This window comes from Legionella pelazae (genome assembly GCF_052527395.1).
Genome location: NZ_JBNVZS010000014.1, coordinates 48243 through 65250, shown reverse-complemented (window position 1 = coordinate 65250; position 17008 = coordinate 48243). Strand labels below are relative to the sequence as shown.

Here is a 17008-nt window from a genome sequence, read left to right as displayed (position 1 = left end):
TAACGAGGAAATGTATGCAGTGGTTTGCTCAAGCGCCTGCGAATATCGCATTGATTAAATATATGGGTAAAAAGGATGATGCCCACAATATACCTGCGAACCCATCTTTGTCTTACACATTAAATAACCTACTGACAAGCGTGACTTTAGAAACTCAACCAGGAAAAAAGGATTTTTGGGAGCCATTACACATTCCTGGCGCATTACCTTTTACTCTCTCAGAACCGGCACAAGCCCGTTTTTTAAAACACCTAGACTTCTTAAAACAGCACTTTGGCTATACCGGCTCTTTTATTGTGCGCTCTTCTAATAACTTTCCCCATGGAAGTGGGCTGGCTAGTTCTGCTTCTAGTTTCGCTGCTCTAACAATTTGCGCAGTTCGTGCTCTTTGCGATTGTTTAAAAATACCTTTGCCTTCTGTTCTTGAACAAGCACAATTAAGTCGCCTAGGTTCAGGATCTTCTTGTCGCTCATTTTTTTCACCCTGGGCACTCTGGGAAGAGGAAAATGTAAGCAATATTGAGCTTCCTTATACTAAATTCTATCATCAAGTGATTATTATTAGTCACCAGGAGAAAGATGTTCCCTCAAGCCAGGCACATCAATTAGTTAAAACAAGCCCTCTTTATCAGGAGCGCCCCGAGCGGGCTAGACAAAATTTAAATGCCCTAATAGAAGCATTTAAGGCTAAAGTATGGGAAAAAGCTTTTGAAATTTGTTGGCAAGAGTTTCAAGATATGCACCAGTTATTTATAACCTGTGATAACCCGTTTACGTATATAACAGATAATACTAAATTGGTACTAAAAAATTTACAAACTTTATGGGATCAGCATGGTGATGGTCCTATTGTAACAATGGATGCTGGCCCAAATATTCATTTATTATATAGGCCTGAGCAAACAGAAATGGCCCTTCAATTTAAACGTGATTATTTAGTCGGAAATTATGATGTTTTGTAATTTTGTAACCACAACCCATGGTAAATGGATACTTGCTGGTGAACATGCTGTTTTACGAGGTCATGGCGCCTTAGTATTTCCAATTAAAAGCAGAAAATTAACCTTAAGTTACAGCCCTTCGAGTAGCGAATTAAGTGCTGATTTTTCAGGCGCCAGCGGCAATGATATGCATTTATTATTTTGGAGTGTTTTAGAGCGTGGCCAGCATCTATTGGGTAATTCCCTTAATCGCTTGACTGGCCATTTTCATATTGATTCTAATATTCCTATCGGCGTTGGCATGGGAGCCTCAGCTGCGCTTTGTGTCGCCATGGCAAGATGGTTTGCCGCTCAGAAACTTCTTGCAGCTAACTCTATTGCAGAATTTGCACAGAGTTTAGAAAATTTATTTCACGGGCAAAGCAGTGGATTAGATATTATTGGCGTTGCAGCAACCACAGGTACTTATTTCCAGCTAGGCCAAGCTATAGCAATTAAACAAGCTTGGCAACCACAGTGGTATTTATCCTCTTGTGGTCAAGTTGGTATTACCTCCCACTGTATTAATCAAGTCAACAACTTATGGAAAACAAAAGAAAGCTTTGCAAAAAATATTGATAAAGCCATGCACAACTCTGTCAATAAAGCTAAACAGGCCTTAGAAAATTGTTCGAGTGAATCTCTTTTATTACTTACTAAAGCAATAAACGAGAGTGGAGAATGCTTTAAGGCATGGAGATTAGTAAGTGAAAATCTATTTCAACATATGAACTTTCTCCTCACCCAAGGTGCCCTTGCAGTTAAACCAACTGGCTCTGGCGGTGGTGGCTATGTCCTTAGTTTATGGGATAAGGAGCCTCCTCTTATGTCTTTTGAGTTAATCGCGGCCTGATTAAGCTATATAAGTTCATAAATAATTATATTTTAATGCCTCAGCTTGACGATTCTAACCCAGCCATTTTCTCTATAAGCTCTAGGCTATTAATTGTATCTTTCATAAAATAAATCTCTTGATAATCCAGCTCAAAAATTATTTTTTTTGGGTTTGAAATTGGAACGTCAATAATTATTTGTGGATCACTGCCGTAACATATTGCATATTGCTCAAAAAAATAATCAAAACCTGCTAAGTGAAACGTTTTACAGTCATAAATATTTCCCTCACTATCCATTACCTGTATGACCGTTTTCTTTAAAATCCCAGGGCTATTATTAGGATCAATGCGTAGTCTTTTAACTTCAAAATTAGGTAATTCTAAGGTATGTTTACCTTGAGCTAAAATAGTTATACTTTCTTCCTGATTAAAATCATTACCTGTGTCATAAAAAATTTCCATATTTAGGGGTTCTTTAAGAGATTCTATCTGGCATTCGCTTAAGCTTAAATTATTAATGTCAACAAGCTCATAGATATATTGATAAACGTGTCCATTTGGCTTTTCACTTAAACACTTAATAACACCAAGGTTAAATTCTAAATAAGATCTTTTAAATTCTGTGTATTGTGGTTTGAAGAATGTTGCATCGATGTTTATCGGCTTGTATCCACATTCTTTAACCATTTTCTCAATACTAGATTTGGTAAAAAATCTAAGGTGAGTACAATCTAATAAACCTGTTGAACGATATTCAAATTTGTCACTTATTAAATCCATAATTACTGCATTATTGGCAATATTAGGAAGAGAAAGTAATATTTTTCCATTCTCATTGAGAAAAGGTCTGACTTCGGCAAGCACTTGCCAAGGATAATATAAATGTTCTAATACATCAGCAAAAATAATAAAGTCAAACCTTAAATCTGCATACTCACTCTTCCACGTATATTTTTCAATATCTCCAACTAGCATTTTTTCACAATATTGCCTAGCATCATTGGCTGCTGTTATGTCTAATTCCACTGCATAGATTTTACATTTTAATTTTTCTTTCATGTATTTCGTCATAACGCCATGAGCTGGCCCAAATTCTAATACATGGCTACCTGGCAGAATTTTGTTTAAAATTTTTGCATGCGAACTATTATGATGGAGCTCTAAATCAATATTATATTTGCTCATAAGTGTACTCCACTTCATTTTGATATAAGCTAACTATGCATGCGTCTATTAAATCCTTAGAGATTATTTTTACTGTTGTAGCAACGTATATCCAATGATGTTGATTATGATTTAGTTGTGTTCCGGTTGATAAGGCTACTGTTACTGTATAGTCTCCTGGAAACAGCTTGGGTACTTCAAAATTAATAATTGTAATATATTTGGTGTCTTTGGCCATGAAATTTAGCGGATTTTTGTACATATAAGAATTAAAAGTTAGAATTTCTGTGTTTAATCGATCTTTAAATAAGACACCGATTCCAACGTCATATAAATCCTCAAAAGCAATCATTTCACAAATAAATTTAGCTTTCTCTCCTTGACGTAACACATTAGTTAAATTTCCATCCTTATCAAAAAATCCTATTCTTAAGATTCTACCCTTATTATCACCAAAGCTTTCTAAACCATCAGTGCTAATTAATTTATCAAGTAAGCTTTTTTTATTTAAAAAATCTGTCTGGGCAACTAATGCCTCTGAATTACTATTATTTATTCCAGATAGCAATCCGTAAGTAGCATAAGACATATAAGAAGCAGTTAGCTTTTCAGTTTTTCCTTCCATATACTTTACGCCATCTTTTAGCCAAATTGCTTTAGTACAAAATTTATTTATTGCTTGGATATCATGACTTACGAATAAGACAGTTGCACCGTTTTGTAAAATGCTCATCATTTGTCGGATACATTTACTTTGAAATGCCGCATCACCTACACTCAATGCTTCATCAACAATCAAAATATCTGGTTCAACATGAATAGACACAGCGAATGCTAAGCGAGCAAACATACCAGATGAATAATTCTTTACTGGTTGATTAGCAAAATCTCCTATTTCTGCAAAATTAAGTATTTGTTGTACTTTTGGTTCAATCTGTTTATTGCTTAGGCCTAGTAAATTACCTTGAAAATAAATATTTTCTATTCCTGTATAGTTAGGATTAAATCCAGCGCCAAGTTCTAGGAGTGCTGAGATACGTCCATTAACTCTAACATTTCCTTTACTAGGAGTTAAAACACCAGTGATAATCTTTAGTAATGTCGATTTACCTGCGCCATTTTTCCCTAAAATTCCGACACATTCTCCTTTTTTAACTTCGAAGCTTACATCATTTAGCGCATAAAACTCTTTATGATATATTTTTTTGAAAGGATTTAACGCTTCCTTCATCCGATCTCTAGGAGAATTATATAATTTATAAATCTTAGATACGTTGCTGACTTTGATCGCAATATCGTTAACCATACTTATCTCACAATACATCAGCAAAATGTGGACGTAATTTATTAAACGCTACATTTCCTATTAAAAAACTAAAAATTACAAAAAACCAGAAAAATATCATTTGTTCATAATGGTACCAAAATGGCACTGAATTCGTTATTGTATCTCTAAAACCTTCAGTGATATATGCAAATGGATTAAGCTTAATAATATACTGAAAATGTAAATTATTTATTAGCATATCCTTATTCCACATAATTGGCGTTGCCCAAAATAAAACTTGAAACATTATAGTTATAATTTGCCCAATATCCGACCAGAAAGGCATAATAGCAGAAAAGAAGAGACTAAGGGATAAACTAATTGCTACTATACATATCATATAATAAACAAGTTGCAACCACCATAAGGTTGGATAGTAGCCATAGGCTATGCTTACCGTAATTAAAAAAATCAAAAAAAATAAATTAACTAATACTGCTGAACCTATCTTAATCATAGGTAACAATTTAGCTTCAAATAGAATTTTTTTTATAAGAAAGGAATGAGATACAATTGAGTTACTTGAACTAATAATAGCATCACTAATTAAAAACCAAGGCACAATACCGGCTAATAACCAAAGTAGGAAAGGAATATCTGATATCGCGCCAGTGCGGAAACCATATGTAAAAACGAACCAATAAATACCTATCATAACCAAAGGCTGAATAAAAGCCCAAATTATTCCAAAGTGGCTGCCTAGATAACGATCCTTAAAATCTGTTTTGATTAAATTAATTAGTATCTTGCGATTTTTAAAGACTAAGGTTGCAAGTTCCATATCTTATACTCTTTATAAATGTTAAATAGCAAAGGTAGTCAGTTTACTAATTTGAATAATATAATTTTTCATATAGGTAACCTTCAATAATTAAAAAAAGTCTTTCTTTTAATTAAACCAAATTTAGTAATTTACACATTAAGGACTAAAAACGCTTTAATAAACTTTGTATCTTTCTATCTCATGGGTTAACCAATTTATTGTACACTTAAGTCCATCATTGAAAGAAATTTTGGGTTGCCAATTTAAAAACTGCTTGGCACGATCTATTGCTAATACACTAGCGGGCACATCGAATACTCTTCCGGTAGTAAAATGTTTTTTAACAGTCTGACCTAAAGCCGACTCAATTGCCTCTAAAATATCATTAATACTTCTACCTTCTCCAGAGCCAATATTAAAAATACGCTCAGCTCCCTGATAAGGAATTGTTTTAATTAAAGCATTAACGACATCAGAGATATAAATATAGTCGCGAATAATAGAGCCATTCCCCCAAATTTCGACTTTTTCGTTACGTAATATCTTTTTTAAGAAAATGGGTATAATACCTTGGCTAGCATTAGTTCGCTGCTTTTCACCAAATGGGTTAGCTAATCTCAGTATGATATATTTTAACCCATAAAGCTGATGATAAAGCTCTAAATATTTCTCAATTGCTAATTTTGTAATACCATAAGAACATAATGGATTAGTTGGATGATCTTCATCAATTGGCAACTGTTTAGGATAACCATAAACTGTTCCACCAGAAGATAAAAAAACGATTTTCTTTATTCTTGCTTGCACTGCATAGTCTAATAGTTTAACTGTTCCTACTAAATTTGTTTGAATATCATAAATAGGATCAATATTAGATGATTTTGGTAAAACTGTTGAAATTAAATGAAAGCAAACATCACAGTCGTTTAGGGCATTGATAAGGGCTGCTTCGTTAGTAAAGTCACCTTGAATAAACTCAATTTTTTTTAGCAATCCATCAGTAAAAGGTAAATTGCTAGATCGATTAAAAACTCGAACTTTGTACTCTTGGTTAATTAACGCCTCTACTAAATGTGAGCCTATAAATCCACCGCCTCCTATAATGAGGCATTTAAGCAGCTGATATTTTTTTAAGTCGCAAAAATAATTCATTGAAGTTACTCTTACTTCTGAAATTCGGTAAATGTTAATAATGCTCTTTTATTATCAATATCTGAGCTTATAGCACTGACAGATATTAAATGAGTATTGCCTTTAAACATAATGATCTCCCAGCGCTACTGTTTATTTATAAGTAATTCACGTTATATTTTAACTTGATCTATCTATTCTTCACTTTTTTAAGCCTCTTGCTTTAGACAGGCTATAATTCTTCTGCGACATGTTCAATAATAATCATTGCATCTGCAAAAAATCTTAAAGAAGTTAGAGTATCTAAGTTTAATCTTATTCACACTATTTCCCTTATCAACGAGTTACTCCAGGAACAAAAGTAACTGCCCGGCAAAAGCCTTGGCTTAAGACAATACTAGGTATTAAACGTTCAATAGTATGTAAAATAGAACCATCATAAGGTAGAGGTTCATTAGGGTAATCTTTCCAATTAAATTTCAAATCAAATAACGATTTTAAAGCATCAGGTCTGGCCCAGAACATAGAACCAACCGGAAAATTAAATTTTTCCGTGGGTAAGGTAGATATTTTTAATTGCTGGGCTAAGCTCTCAGCAAATTGTTTATTTTTACCCCAGCCTAGTAAATAGGGATCATCAGCAAACACAAGCCCTAGTTCTGGGCGTTGTGCAAATTGATTAAGAATGACCTCGCCCATACAATGGCTGCCTCCAACTAAATTTTCTAATATGAAGTTATTCCATCTCTCTGTAAAATGGGGTTCTTGCAAGTCTAAGCTTTTTTTGGTATGAAAATGTCCTATAATATCATAGGCTTGTAATTCTTCTGCGAACTCAGTGAGTAATGGCCCAAAATTTCTGCCTCGATTTGGTACAATCTTAATTTGATAAGCGCCCTCATAACCTGACAAAACCGAATCTATATCTTCACGGTTTGTTTTGGATATACTAATAAATAAGTCAGGTCTTACTACATTTTTCTGCAGACGTTTTAGTATATCTAATAATAATTCTGGATAAAAGGCATGGATATGTACAGCGCATCGTAAAGAACTTTGACCAGTTGGCATATGCATATTCATAGGCTTAATTAGAGTTTCTTGCCATGGGCCTTCTGGCTTTCCTGAGTTAATATAATGAGCGAAAGGCTCGAAACGAGTATTATGAAGATTGTTATCTCTCGCATATTTTATCGGGTTAAATCCAGGGGCAGGCTTACGCTGATGTATACCTTGATGCCACGATCTTACATAGCTACGTATTGCTTCTGTACGTTTTTTATCACTGGAGTAAAAGTAATGAATAAAGTCTCTTGAATTTTCTAGCGTTGCGCAATCTAGGATTTCCTGCTCAGTAACTTTAATCTGAGTTTCAACTAGATTAATTATTTGAGAAGTATACTGTTTAAAACTAAATTTTTTTTGCGCTAGCAATTTTATTTTTTCTGATATTGACTGATAGTATTTCGGCGACTTAAAAAGTTTAACAATTTTATTCACTGCGTCATTAACGCTAGCATATGGAATAATAAACTCCCTGGTTTCTTCATTTTCTGCAAGAAACTCTACAATACCACTTCCCCTGTCAAAACAAATTAGAGGAATACCTTTTATCATTGTATCAATTGCCACGTTTGGCAGGGGATCAAGTCGAGACGAGAGAAAGAAGACATCAGCAATTGAATATAATTCTTCTAAGTCTTGAACTTCTCCTATAATTTGAAAAGTATTACTTAAATCAGAACGCTTAATTTGCTCTGCAAGATAGCAGGAATATGAAATGTCAGCTTCTGCATTATAACCGCCACCAGCCCATACCATATTAATATTATAAGTGGGATATAAGCGTTTTATCTCTGCAGCTGTAGCGATAAATAGATCGACACCTTTACGATAATGCACACTTCCTGCGCCTAATACTACAAATGCATTAGCTTTTTTTAACTCTTTTAATTGTGCAATTTTTGTTGTCTCAGAGGTGTGGTTGCTAAGATTATCTTCTGCTGGAATTTGGCATTTGCCTTGTGGCAGTACATAAGTTCTTTTCATTATACTCGTAAGATTTGGATGATTAACATTTTCCTGAACAATTTTAGTAGGAAATACAGTAATATTGGCCCAAAAAAGTGCATTAATAAATTTTGTGCGCGGTAAAGTATAAGTGTAAAACTCATGCACTAATAAGACCGAAGGAATAAAATGATCAGCTAAAGGTTTTATAATCCAGTGGGATTCAATTGAATTTGCAATACAAAACTTAATCTTATAATTATCTTTAAGATATTTAACTAATTCACCTAAAAATGGAACTGACTTACCTAGATGTTTTACTTCTATAACCCTATTACTATGATTTGCAAAAGCATTAACAATACTTCCACCATTGAAAAATAAAGTAACAATATTAAATTCTTTACCGAGCTCCTGACATAAATTTAAAGCTAGTATAGGGGCTCCTGTTCGAGAAGCATCATGGCTTACAATTAAAACTGTATCTTTGTTTGCTTCTAATATGCGTTTTCCTTCAACAAAAAGAAAGGGAGTACCAAGCCGACCTTCCTTTTTTCCAGCTAATTGGTAATGTTGATAAGGATCAATTGCAGCATTGGCTACATCAGCATTAGACTCTAAATAATATTGCTTGTGAAATACTTCAATATTTAACTGTTCGTCATGAACCTGTTTAAAATCTTGATCGACTACTTCTCGCTCTACTAATTGTGCGTTCTCTGTTGGCAACAACGAATGTTCATTTAAATTTCTATGTTCTACTTTAGCAGCTTCTAAGCTTTCTTGATCTTGTTTCTTTCTTATTCTAATTCTACATACACGTTGTTTTAAAAGCCGCAAAGGCTTTGTTATACGCCAGCTTAGCGAGTTAAAAACACTGTCAATCTGGCTCATATAATTAACAAGAGTAAATTTTAAGTTGTGAATTTCATTTTCATAGGAAAGTATTACTTTATCTAAGTCATTAATTTGATTTTCTTGTGATGTAATTTGTTTATTAATCTCTAGAACAGCATCAGGTGCCCAAACATCATGTATAGTGTAATTGGCCTCTTCTATTTCATTTAAGGCTTTAACTTCCCATTCGCTATATTGACTAAGATCACTTTCTTTTACATTAAAATCAGCTGCCCGGTAGGCTTTTATAAAAAACTCAAGCTTAGTACAATTGGTAGAACCTTTAACTTGTCCAAATTTAGAAATACTTTTTACTAAAGAGAGTAAGCTACGAAAAAGCAAATAACCAACTGGGATTTTATTTTTCCAAATCCACTCTTTGTTAATTGCGTGCGCTTTACCATTGCTATCAATGACAATATTTTGCGGAATTAAATTAAAGCAGTCGCCATTTAATAATGTGTTTATACTATTAATTACCTGTGGTTTACTACAAGTAGATAGTGAATATACAAAATTTAAGTAATACTTTAAAAAAGAGCCAACATCCTTAAAAGTCCAATTATCTTTGCTTATAAAGTTAGTAAACTCTGAAGAGAGTAACCTTCCTTTTATATACTTTTCTTCTTTTATAAAATTAAATTGTAATAATCTATTTTTTGATAAAGTTGAATGCAAATCTAAGTTCATTAATCGGGATTTAATTTCGATATCACTGTGGCTCAGAAATATTGTTTCTCTACAAAATGGTTTGGCACGCTGCGTATTATAGTAATAAGCAAGCGTGTTTGACTGAAATTTATTATCCTCTACATGAGCTAAAATCAAAAATGAGTTAGCCAAGCTTATTGCTAAACCATTTTCTAATAAGGAAGACCAAGTTTCTTCATATAAATTATTCCAATTAGCTAACAGGTATCGGTTTTGAAATGCCTTAGAAGAAATTAGCGCTACCGGATCGAATTCAGCATTATAAAAAGCATTTTCGGTAAAAACGAATATTGGCGCTCTGTAGTTAGGAAAAGGAATATAAAATTCCCTATTTAGAAAGCCTCTTTCTTGTAAAATCCTATTTAATTGTGATTGAGTATAAGTTTGTAATTGTTCTTGCTTTATTGCACCTCCTACCAAAGGGTCAAAAGCAAATTTATTCTTAGTGGCAATGATTAACTTACCTTGTGGCTTTAGCATGTTTCTCGCTTTCTTTACTAAAGCAGAAACAGGATCATTATCAGATATAAACTTATTAGCATGTTCCAAGATACCAATTAAAATAACAACATCAAACTTACTGTCTGAGTTAAACTGCTCAAATCGCTCGTTTATTACTTTGACATTATTTAAATCGTGTGTACGTAGCCTAATGATTTCTGCGTTTTCAGAGGATTCTTCTAAAGCTAACACTTTATTTGCGCCACTTTCTCCTAAATACCGAGTTATAACGCCAAAGCGAGCTCCTATCTCTAATATCGTAGCGTTAGCAAATAAATGCTGAAAGGGACGTACAATATTAGCTTGTACGTTATCAAAATAATAGGATAAAAGAGGATTTAAGGATTTATGGCGCAATTCCGTCGATAGAGTAGAGAGATCATGTACCTGGTTAATAATATAGGCTAATTCTTCTTGCTTATCCTTGTTAATATGATCACTATAATATGCTGTTAAATTAAAATTAATGTCTAAATTAGATAAAGAACTTTTCTTAGAGAGCAGTGAATTCATGGAAATCCTTGGTTTAAACTATAAAACTAACCTCTCGCACAAAACGATACTTTCAAATATCGAATTATTTTTATAGCTAATTGCTTCAGTAAAAAATAATCAAAATTAACAGGCCTCAACATAATGAGATTAATTTTATATTTTAAATTGAGTAAATGATAGTGTTAGAGCTTGTATTAATCCCATTTCTAATTTGCAATACCAAACGAAACGTAGCCAATATAGGGGGTTTTTTATTCAAAATTAACTTAGCAATATAGAAATTTAAGTTCAAATTAAATCTATAGTCGCTTGAATATGGGTTATGGGTTAAACGCTAAAAGTTAAGTTTCAAGTTTGCTCACTCAGGCGACATTTGCTGTTAAATTCCATTAAAATAATCTACTGTAAACCCTTACTGAATCAGTTCAGTCGTACTACTAGTTACTTGACTGCCTTTACTAATTGCAGTTTTGTTTGTAACTGAACTCATGAAAAATTATTTTTTAATTCCAACGCTTTCTTCTCCTTTAGATTAAATGCTTTAGACTTGGAAGAATTAACCAAAAAGCCACCTTTAAACCCTCCAAAAGTTCCTTCCTGCTTCTGTTCTGTTTATTTAGCTTTGGCTTTTCGTGGCTAGTAGCTGGGGCTATAGTCGTATTTGCTGACGAACTTGGAAAATTACCAGGTAGACTATTAGCTTGATGATATAATTGATGTTTCCCACCCTCACAATGGGCAAAACTTAAAATTCCAAGCTCCCTTTGTTTTTCTTCAAAAAATTTCTGAGCTTGTAAACTAATGAGATCATTTAGTGTAAGTAACACCATCAATACCGCATTAATATCAATCTAAGCATGTAAAAAATTTTAATGACAAAAGCGATCTGAAATAGAATAACCGCCATCAATAGTAATAATAGCGCCAGTGATAAAATCAGATCCCCTCGATGCTAAAAATACAGCGAGCGGCCCTATATCCTCTGGCTGTCCCCATTTACCAAGCGGTGTTTTTCTTCTAATGTCTTCACCTCGACTAGTTTGTGGAATATCCCCATTAATTGCAGTTTCAAACCAACCTGGCAAAATTGCATTGACTTGAATATTCCAAACTCCCAGCTGAGCAGCTAAAGAGCGAGTTAGTCCTAAAATAGCTGTTTTAGTTGTTGCATAGCCTATTGAATTAGGATGTCCAAATAGTGAATACATTGATCCTACGTTAATAATTTTACCCCGATTTTGACTCTTCATAAATGGTAATGCATTTTGCGAACAAAGAAATACTGAAGTGAGATTGTTACTAATATGATAATCCCACTGTTCACGAGTAAGATTTATAAGGTGCTGATCTTCATAAATACCCGCATTATTAATTAATATATCCAGTCTACCAAAGCGATTGGATATGTATTTAAAACCATCTCTAACGCTATCTTCAGCGTTTAAATCCATCGCTAAAGGGAACAGGCCATATTCCTCGGCTTGATTTAATTTTTCTTTATTGCGCCCACAAACAATTACTGTAGCGCCAGCTTGTTGTAATGCTAAAGCCATTGCAAGCCCAAGTCCGCCATTGCCACCTGTCACTAAAGCAATATTGTTATCTAAAGAGTTGTTTAAGTTCATAATGATTATGCACCTTTTTAATTGCCATCAAACAATTTTCTAGATCATCTTGCTCTAATGTTGGCGAGAGAGGAATATCTAGATAAGCACTTATATGTTTGTGACTCTGTTGATACTGGTTCATTATTTCAAGCTTAGATTTATTCTCAAACAAATACTCCCAATCCCAAAATCGTCGTACATTAACTTTATTAGGATCACCAAGTGCTTTAGTATCAATTCCTTCGGCAGCTAATGCTTCTGCAAACCAACAGCAATCCTCTACTGATCCATTTAATTCTAGGAGTAAATTATCTCCCATAGGAGGTATATTGTGACCCCATGTACTTCTGGGCCGCAGAAAAGATAAATCTTTAATGCCTTTTATCATATAGGAATAGTTTTTTGCTAATAAAGCTAGTCGCTGCTTTAATTTTTTTAACTGTGATAAGCCAATAGCGCCACGAATTTCGTCTAAACGAAAATTAAACACCGGCATAGATAAGAAATTAATACTACAATCTTCTTCAGGAAAATGCTTTTCAAATAGCTGCTCGTAAGCCCCTGATAAAATAACACACTTAAGATAAATATTTTTATCATCTGTTAAAATAAAACCGCCTTCACCGGTATTTAAGGACTTATCTGACTGAGTGCTGAAAGCGCCTGCTAAACCGTAGGTTCCTAAAAATTTATCTTCTAATTTATAACCCAAACACGGTACGGCATCTTCAATAATAGGAACATTATACTGCTTGGCAATTTCCATAATTTGCGGTAAAGGTGCTGGAAAACCTCTCATATGAACAATGACTAAAGCATCGAGCATTGAAATTTTTCGCTGCAGATCAGCTAAATCTAGGTTAAGATTTTTATCAACCTCAATAAGTAGAGGTTTTAAACCAGCCTGAATAATCGCGCTAGGAGTAGCTGTAAATGAATAGGCTGGGCATCCAACTAAAGAGTGGCTGGGCAATCCTAAAGCCATAAGGGGTAATGATAGTGCTGCGGTACCTGAGCTTACAGCAAGAGCATATTTCGACTTAAAAAAGTCTTTTAATTCATTCTCAAATCGCCCTACCATTGTTTCATGTAAGTGGCGATTATCATAACGAAATAGTCTTCTGCTCTTAATGACTTCTTCTACAGCGCTAAGATCATGTTCATCAACAATCACATTGCCTTTATCATAGGTCGGCCAAGGTTTCTTACTAACAGGTTTACCACCATAAAGCGCCAATTCTTCTAGAAAAAAACTACTTGCTTTCATACTACTTAACTCCACTTCAATCTACACTTTTTGTTTCCCCCATTTAGCTTTGTCTCTTTTATCAAGCCATAATCGAAAACGGGCTAGTGATTTATTGCCGAAAAATGATCTAACCGCTGAAAGCACGATAAATGCTTTAAAAAAATGGAACTTAGAGCCTTTCCTAATCCAAAAATCACACACTTCACCTTTGGTAGGAACAAATAATTGGTCGTAAAAAATTAATTTAGGAAATGCTAGACAAAAATAATTATTAATATTTTTTCCATGGGTTCCAAAGATAAGTGCGCCCCTTGGTAGACGAAGGATGTCTAAGAATAAAACTAAAAAAAAATAAATTACCCAGGCGCTTTTCCTTTTTTTCTCTCCAATCCATAAACAAGTAATTTCATGAGGTGGCTTATCTTTAAAGCCATGTTTTTGACTAATTTCTTCTAATTTAGAAGGAGATAAGGGAAGAAATGTCCGATAATTAGGACCTGAACAAATACAGTATCCAGCTGCTATATTTTCTTCAGAATCCGAGAAAAAGATACGTACTTTAGAATTTTTAAAGTATTCTAAATCAACCTGATTATGGGCTAATATGGCATATTTATCTCTAAAAATTGTAAGCAATGAATTATTTTTAATAAGCTTTGTCTTAATCATGTAGCACGATTTCTTAGAGGCAATAATCTCAGTATAGACTAATACAGAGACATTTAAATACAATTTGATAATTTTTAAATCAAATACATGAGATTCTAATTTATTGTTGCGAACTGGAGGTGTTAAGAAATTTCTATGTTGTTAATTAAATTGACTTTTACTTAGAGTTTATTCAATAAATTGATAATAAATTTCATCATTTTTTACCATGCCTAATTCATAGCGAGCTTGTTCTTCAAGAGCCTGATCACCCTGTTTTAACTCTAAGATATCTGCTTCTATAGCTTGATTTCTAGCAATTAAATTTTCATTTTCTTGTGTTTGTTGAGCAATTTTACGTTCCAATTGACGCCAGTGTAGAATACTTCCATCACCTAGCCATAATTTATACTGTAAGCTTAAAAAAGCTAAAATTAGAATAATTATGACTGGGCGCATAGTCTGATTGCCTTAAATAGAGTCAATCTATTGTTATAAAGTATTAAGGAAATACTTCTCTAGCCGGATACTGAAGCGTAGGAACTAATTCCTGAATTCTTAAAAGTTGGTTATACTTTGCAACACGATCTGTTCTACATAATGAACCGGTTTTAATCTGACCACAACCTGTTGCTACTGCTAAATCAGCAATAAATGTATCCTCTGTCTCGCCCGAGCGATGTGACATGACACAACGATAATTATTTTCTTGGGCTAATTGAATTGTCTGCCTTGTTTCAGTTAATGTTCCAATCTGGTTGGGCTTAATTAAAATAGCATTAGCAACATGTTGGTTAATCCCTTCTTTTAGTATTTTTGCATTCGTTACAAATAAATCATCACCAACCAATTGCAGGCGCCTACCTAATTCGGTCGTTAATAATTGCCATCCATCCCAATCACTTTCATCTAAGCCGTCTTCAATACTTACTATTGGATAAGCAGAAATTAAATCTTGATAGTATGCAATCATTGCAGCGCTATCTAACCTTTTATTGTCAGAAGAAAGGTAATAATAATTATCGCGATATAATTCAGAAGCAGCAACATCAAGAGCAAAGACAATATCTTCGCCTAATTTAAAACCAGCTTGCTCTACAGCACGTGCTAATATATCCAATGCATGTCGATTTGACTTTAAATTAGGTGCAAAACCACCTTCGTCACCTACAGCAGTATTTAAACCATATTGTTTTAAGACAGACTTCAAAACATGAAATATTTCAGTTCCCATCTGTAAAGCGGCAGGAAAATCGTGAGCACTAACAGGAATTATCATAAATTCTTGCATATCTACATTATTATCTGCATGTGCACCACCATTTAATACATTCATCATAGGCACAGGCATTCGCATGGATTCACCTCTGTGCAGTGCTTGATAAAGTGGCTGCTGAGTGACATTAGCATAGGCACGGGCAACAGCTAAAGATACAGCTAAAATTGCATTAGCACCCAAATGAGACTTATTTTCTGTTCCATCTAACTCCTGTAATTTCGCATCAATTTCTTCTTGGTGATTAACTGTATAGCCTTTTAAAGCGTTATTAATTTCAGTATTTATATAATGAACAGCCTTGCTTACTCCCTTACCGTTATAGCGCTCAGGACAACCATCACGAAGTTCACATGCTTCTCGCGTTCCTGTTGATGCACCAGAGGGTACACTCGCTCTCCCTGTAAATCCGCTTGCCAATAATATATCTGCTTCAACGGTAGGATTGCCACGAGAATCTAAAATTTCACGTGCTTTAACGTTTACAATGCGCATGTTTTGACCTTAATTAGGAAATTTAACAGTTTTTTTATACCTAACCCTTAGGGAGATACTTAACCATTTATAACAGGCAATATTGTTTGGCTCTAAGGTAAGATTGTCAAGCGCTATCCATAATTTATAGATATGAAGCTTTTAAGCTTAAACTGTATCAGCATAAACCTTGTTAAAATAGTAGAATTATAAACCTCGAGTAGCTATAATCAACCGAACGCGACTTAGGTTATAAACCAATATGGGAAGCATCTTTAATATGTTTGGGCCTTCACCTATTAGGCCTATTGAACAACATATGCGTAAAGTGCATCAGTGTGCCAAACAGCTTTATCCTTTTTTCACTGCTGTCCTTAATCTAGATTGGCAAACTGCAGATACCATCAAACAAAAAATTATTGGCCTTGAAAAAGAAGCTGATGGTATTAAACGAGACCTAAGACTACATCTACCTACTGGCCTTTTTCTTCCTGTATCACGCACCGATCTTTTAGAATTGTTAAGTGCGCAAGATCGTATAGCCAATAAGGCAGAAGATATCGCTGGCTTAATTATAAGTCGTCAAATGAAAATTCCTCATGAAATTTCAGCTGCATTTATGACATTTCTTAGCCGCTGTTTAGACGCTTCTAAACAAGCTTGTAAAGCAATCAATGAACTTGATGAATTGTTAGAAAGCGGTTTTCGTGGCAGTGAAGTCAATATTGTTGAAGAAATGATTATGATGCTTGATGAAATAGAACATGATAGTGATAAAAAGCTGTGGGATATTAGACATTCAATTTTCGAACTGGAAAATGAAATTCCGGTTATTGAAGTTATTTTTCTTTATAAATTAGTCCAATGGATTGGTGATCTTGCAGATCATGCGCAAACAGTAGGAGCGCGTCTTCAAATTCTTATTGCCCGGTAGTTAAA

14 protein-coding genes are annotated in these 17008 nt (G+C 34.0%); 3 read left to right on the top strand and 11 right to left on the bottom strand.

The window, feature by feature from the left end:
* Positions 1–14 precede the first annotated feature (14 nt).
* Positions 15–962, top strand: coding sequence for a diphosphomevalonate decarboxylase (locus ACQUW5_RS12940; protein ID WP_444991680.1), 948 nt, complete (start codon positions 15–17; stop codon positions 960–962).
* Positions 952–1833 carry a mevalonate kinase family protein gene (locus ACQUW5_RS12935; RefSeq protein WP_444991705.1) on the top strand — a complete coding sequence of 294 codons (882 nt, stop codon included), beginning with the start codon at positions 952–954 and terminating at the stop codon, positions 1831–1833. The genes ACQUW5_RS12940 and ACQUW5_RS12935 overlap by 11 nt, the downstream gene beginning before the upstream one ends.
* A 40-nt stretch (positions 1834–1873) precedes the next feature.
* Here ACQUW5_RS12935 and ACQUW5_RS12930 read toward each other — a convergent pair whose 3' ends face one another.
* From ACQUW5_RS12930 to eno, 11 genes are all read right to left on the bottom strand, one after another.
* The gene (locus ACQUW5_RS12930; protein WP_444991679.1) at positions 1874–3001 is read right to left on the bottom strand and encodes a class I SAM-dependent methyltransferase; all 1128 of its coding nucleotides are present in this window, start codon (positions 2999–3001) and stop codon (positions 1874–1876) included.
* A complete protein-coding gene (locus ACQUW5_RS12925; RefSeq protein WP_444991678.1) occupies positions 2988–4286 on the bottom strand; it encodes an ABC transporter ATP-binding protein in 1299 nt (432 codons plus the stop codon). Before ACQUW5_RS12925 ends, ACQUW5_RS12930 begins: the two co-directional genes overlap by 14 nt.
* Positions 4287–4293: 7 nt before the next feature.
* The gene (locus ACQUW5_RS12920) at positions 4294–5088 is read right to left on the bottom strand and encodes an ABC transporter permease (protein WP_444991677.1); all 795 of its coding nucleotides are present in this window, start codon (positions 5086–5088) and stop codon (positions 4294–4296) included.
* A 156-nt stretch (positions 5089–5244) separates the two neighbouring features.
* On the bottom strand, positions 5245–6222 hold the full coding sequence (locus ACQUW5_RS12915; protein ID WP_444991676.1) for an NAD-dependent epimerase/dehydratase family protein: 978 nt from the start codon (positions 6220–6222) through the stop codon (positions 5245–5247).
* Between the two features lie 315 nt (positions 6223–6537).
* Positions 6538–10833, bottom strand: a complete 4296-nt coding sequence (locus tag ACQUW5_RS12910; RefSeq protein WP_444991675.1) for a rhamnan synthesis F family protein — start codon at positions 10831–10833, stop codon at positions 6538–6540.
* Between the two features lie 509 nt (positions 10834–11342).
* Entirely contained in the window at positions 11343–11645 is a 303-nt protein-coding gene (locus ACQUW5_RS12905; protein ID WP_444991674.1) for a hypothetical protein, read from the bottom strand.
* A 39-nt stretch (positions 11646–11684) separates the two neighbouring features.
* The gene (locus tag ACQUW5_RS12900; RefSeq protein WP_444991673.1) at positions 11685–12440 is read right to left on the bottom strand and encodes an SDR family NAD(P)-dependent oxidoreductase; all 756 of its coding nucleotides are present in this window, start codon (positions 12438–12440) and stop codon (positions 11685–11687) included.
* A complete protein-coding gene (locus tag ACQUW5_RS12895) occupies positions 12415–13689 on the bottom strand; it encodes a DegT/DnrJ/EryC1/StrS family aminotransferase (protein ID WP_444991672.1) in 1275 nt (424 codons plus the stop codon). The genes ACQUW5_RS12900 and ACQUW5_RS12895 overlap by 26 nt, the downstream gene beginning before the upstream one ends.
* A gap of 21 nt (positions 13690–13710) precedes the next feature.
* Positions 13711–14340, bottom strand: coding sequence for a hypothetical protein (locus ACQUW5_RS12890; protein WP_444991671.1), 630 nt, complete (start codon positions 14338–14340; stop codon positions 13711–13713).
* Between the two features lie 168 nt (positions 14341–14508).
* Positions 14509–14778, bottom strand: coding sequence for a cell division protein FtsB (ftsB, locus tag ACQUW5_RS12885; protein WP_444991670.1), 270 nt, complete (start codon positions 14776–14778; stop codon positions 14509–14511).
* Positions 14779–14821: 43 nt separating this feature from the next.
* The gene (gene eno / locus ACQUW5_RS12880) at positions 14822–16090 is read right to left on the bottom strand and encodes a phosphopyruvate hydratase (protein ID WP_444991669.1); all 1269 of its coding nucleotides are present in this window, start codon (positions 16088–16090) and stop codon (positions 14822–14824) included.
* Positions 16091–16331: 241 nt separating this feature from the next.
* Here eno and ACQUW5_RS12875 point away from each other — a divergent pair, with 241 nt between their 5' ends.
* Positions 16332–17003 carry a TIGR00153 family protein gene (locus tag ACQUW5_RS12875; RefSeq protein ID WP_444991668.1) on the top strand — a complete coding sequence of 224 codons (672 nt, stop codon included), beginning with the start codon at positions 16332–16334 and terminating at the stop codon, positions 17001–17003.
* Positions 17004–17008: the final 5 nt, after the last annotated feature.

Bases quoted from the DNA above. Each gene is read 5' to 3' on its own strand.
- ACQUW5_RS12920 (WP_444991677.1), bottom strand. From the start codon at position 5,088: ATGGAACTTGCAACCTTAGTCTTTAAAAATCGCAAGATACTAATTAAT.
- ACQUW5_RS12875 (WP_444991668.1), top strand. From the start codon at position 16,332: ATGGGAAGCATCTTTAATATGTTTGGGCCTTCACCTATTAGGCCTATT.
- ACQUW5_RS12940 (WP_444991680.1), top strand. From the start codon at position 15: ATGCAGTGGTTTGCTCAAGCGCCTGCGAATATCGCATTGATTAAATAT.
- ACQUW5_RS12925 (WP_444991678.1), bottom strand. From the start codon at position 4,286: ATGGTTAACGATATTGCGATCAAAGTCAGCAACGTATCTAAGATTTAT.
- ACQUW5_RS12935 (WP_444991705.1), top strand. From the start codon at position 952: ATGTTTTGTAATTTTGTAACCACAACCCATGGTAAATGGATACTTGCT.
- ACQUW5_RS12900 (WP_444991673.1), bottom strand. From the start codon at position 12,440: ATGAACTTAAACAACTCTTTAGATAACAATATTGCTTTAGTGACAGGT.
- eno (WP_444991669.1), bottom strand. From the start codon at position 16,090: ATGCGCATTGTAAACGTTAAAGCACGTGAAATTTTAGATTCTCGTGGC.
- ACQUW5_RS12910 (WP_444991675.1), bottom strand. From the start codon at position 10,833: ATGAATTCACTGCTCTCTAAGAAAAGTTCTTTATCTAATTTAGACATT.
- ACQUW5_RS12890 (WP_444991671.1), bottom strand. From the start codon at position 14,340: ATGATTAAGACAAAGCTTATTAAAAATAATTCATTGCTTACAATTTTT.
- ACQUW5_RS12915 (WP_444991676.1), bottom strand. From the start codon at position 6,222: ATGAATTATTTTTGCGACTTAAAAAAATATCAGCTGCTTAAATGCCTC.
- ftsB (WP_444991670.1), bottom strand. From the start codon at position 14,778: ATGCGCCCAGTCATAATTATTCTAATTTTAGCTTTTTTAAGCTTACAG.
- ACQUW5_RS12905 (WP_444991674.1), bottom strand. From the start codon at position 11,645: ATGGTGTTACTTACACTAAATGATCTCATTAGTTTACAAGCTCAGAAA.
- ACQUW5_RS12930 (WP_444991679.1), bottom strand. From the start codon at position 3,001: ATGAGCAAATATAATATTGATTTAGAGCTCCATCATAATAGTTCGCAT.
- ACQUW5_RS12895 (WP_444991672.1), bottom strand. From the start codon at position 13,689: ATGAAAGCAAGTAGTTTTTTTCTAGAAGAATTGGCGCTTTATGGTGGT.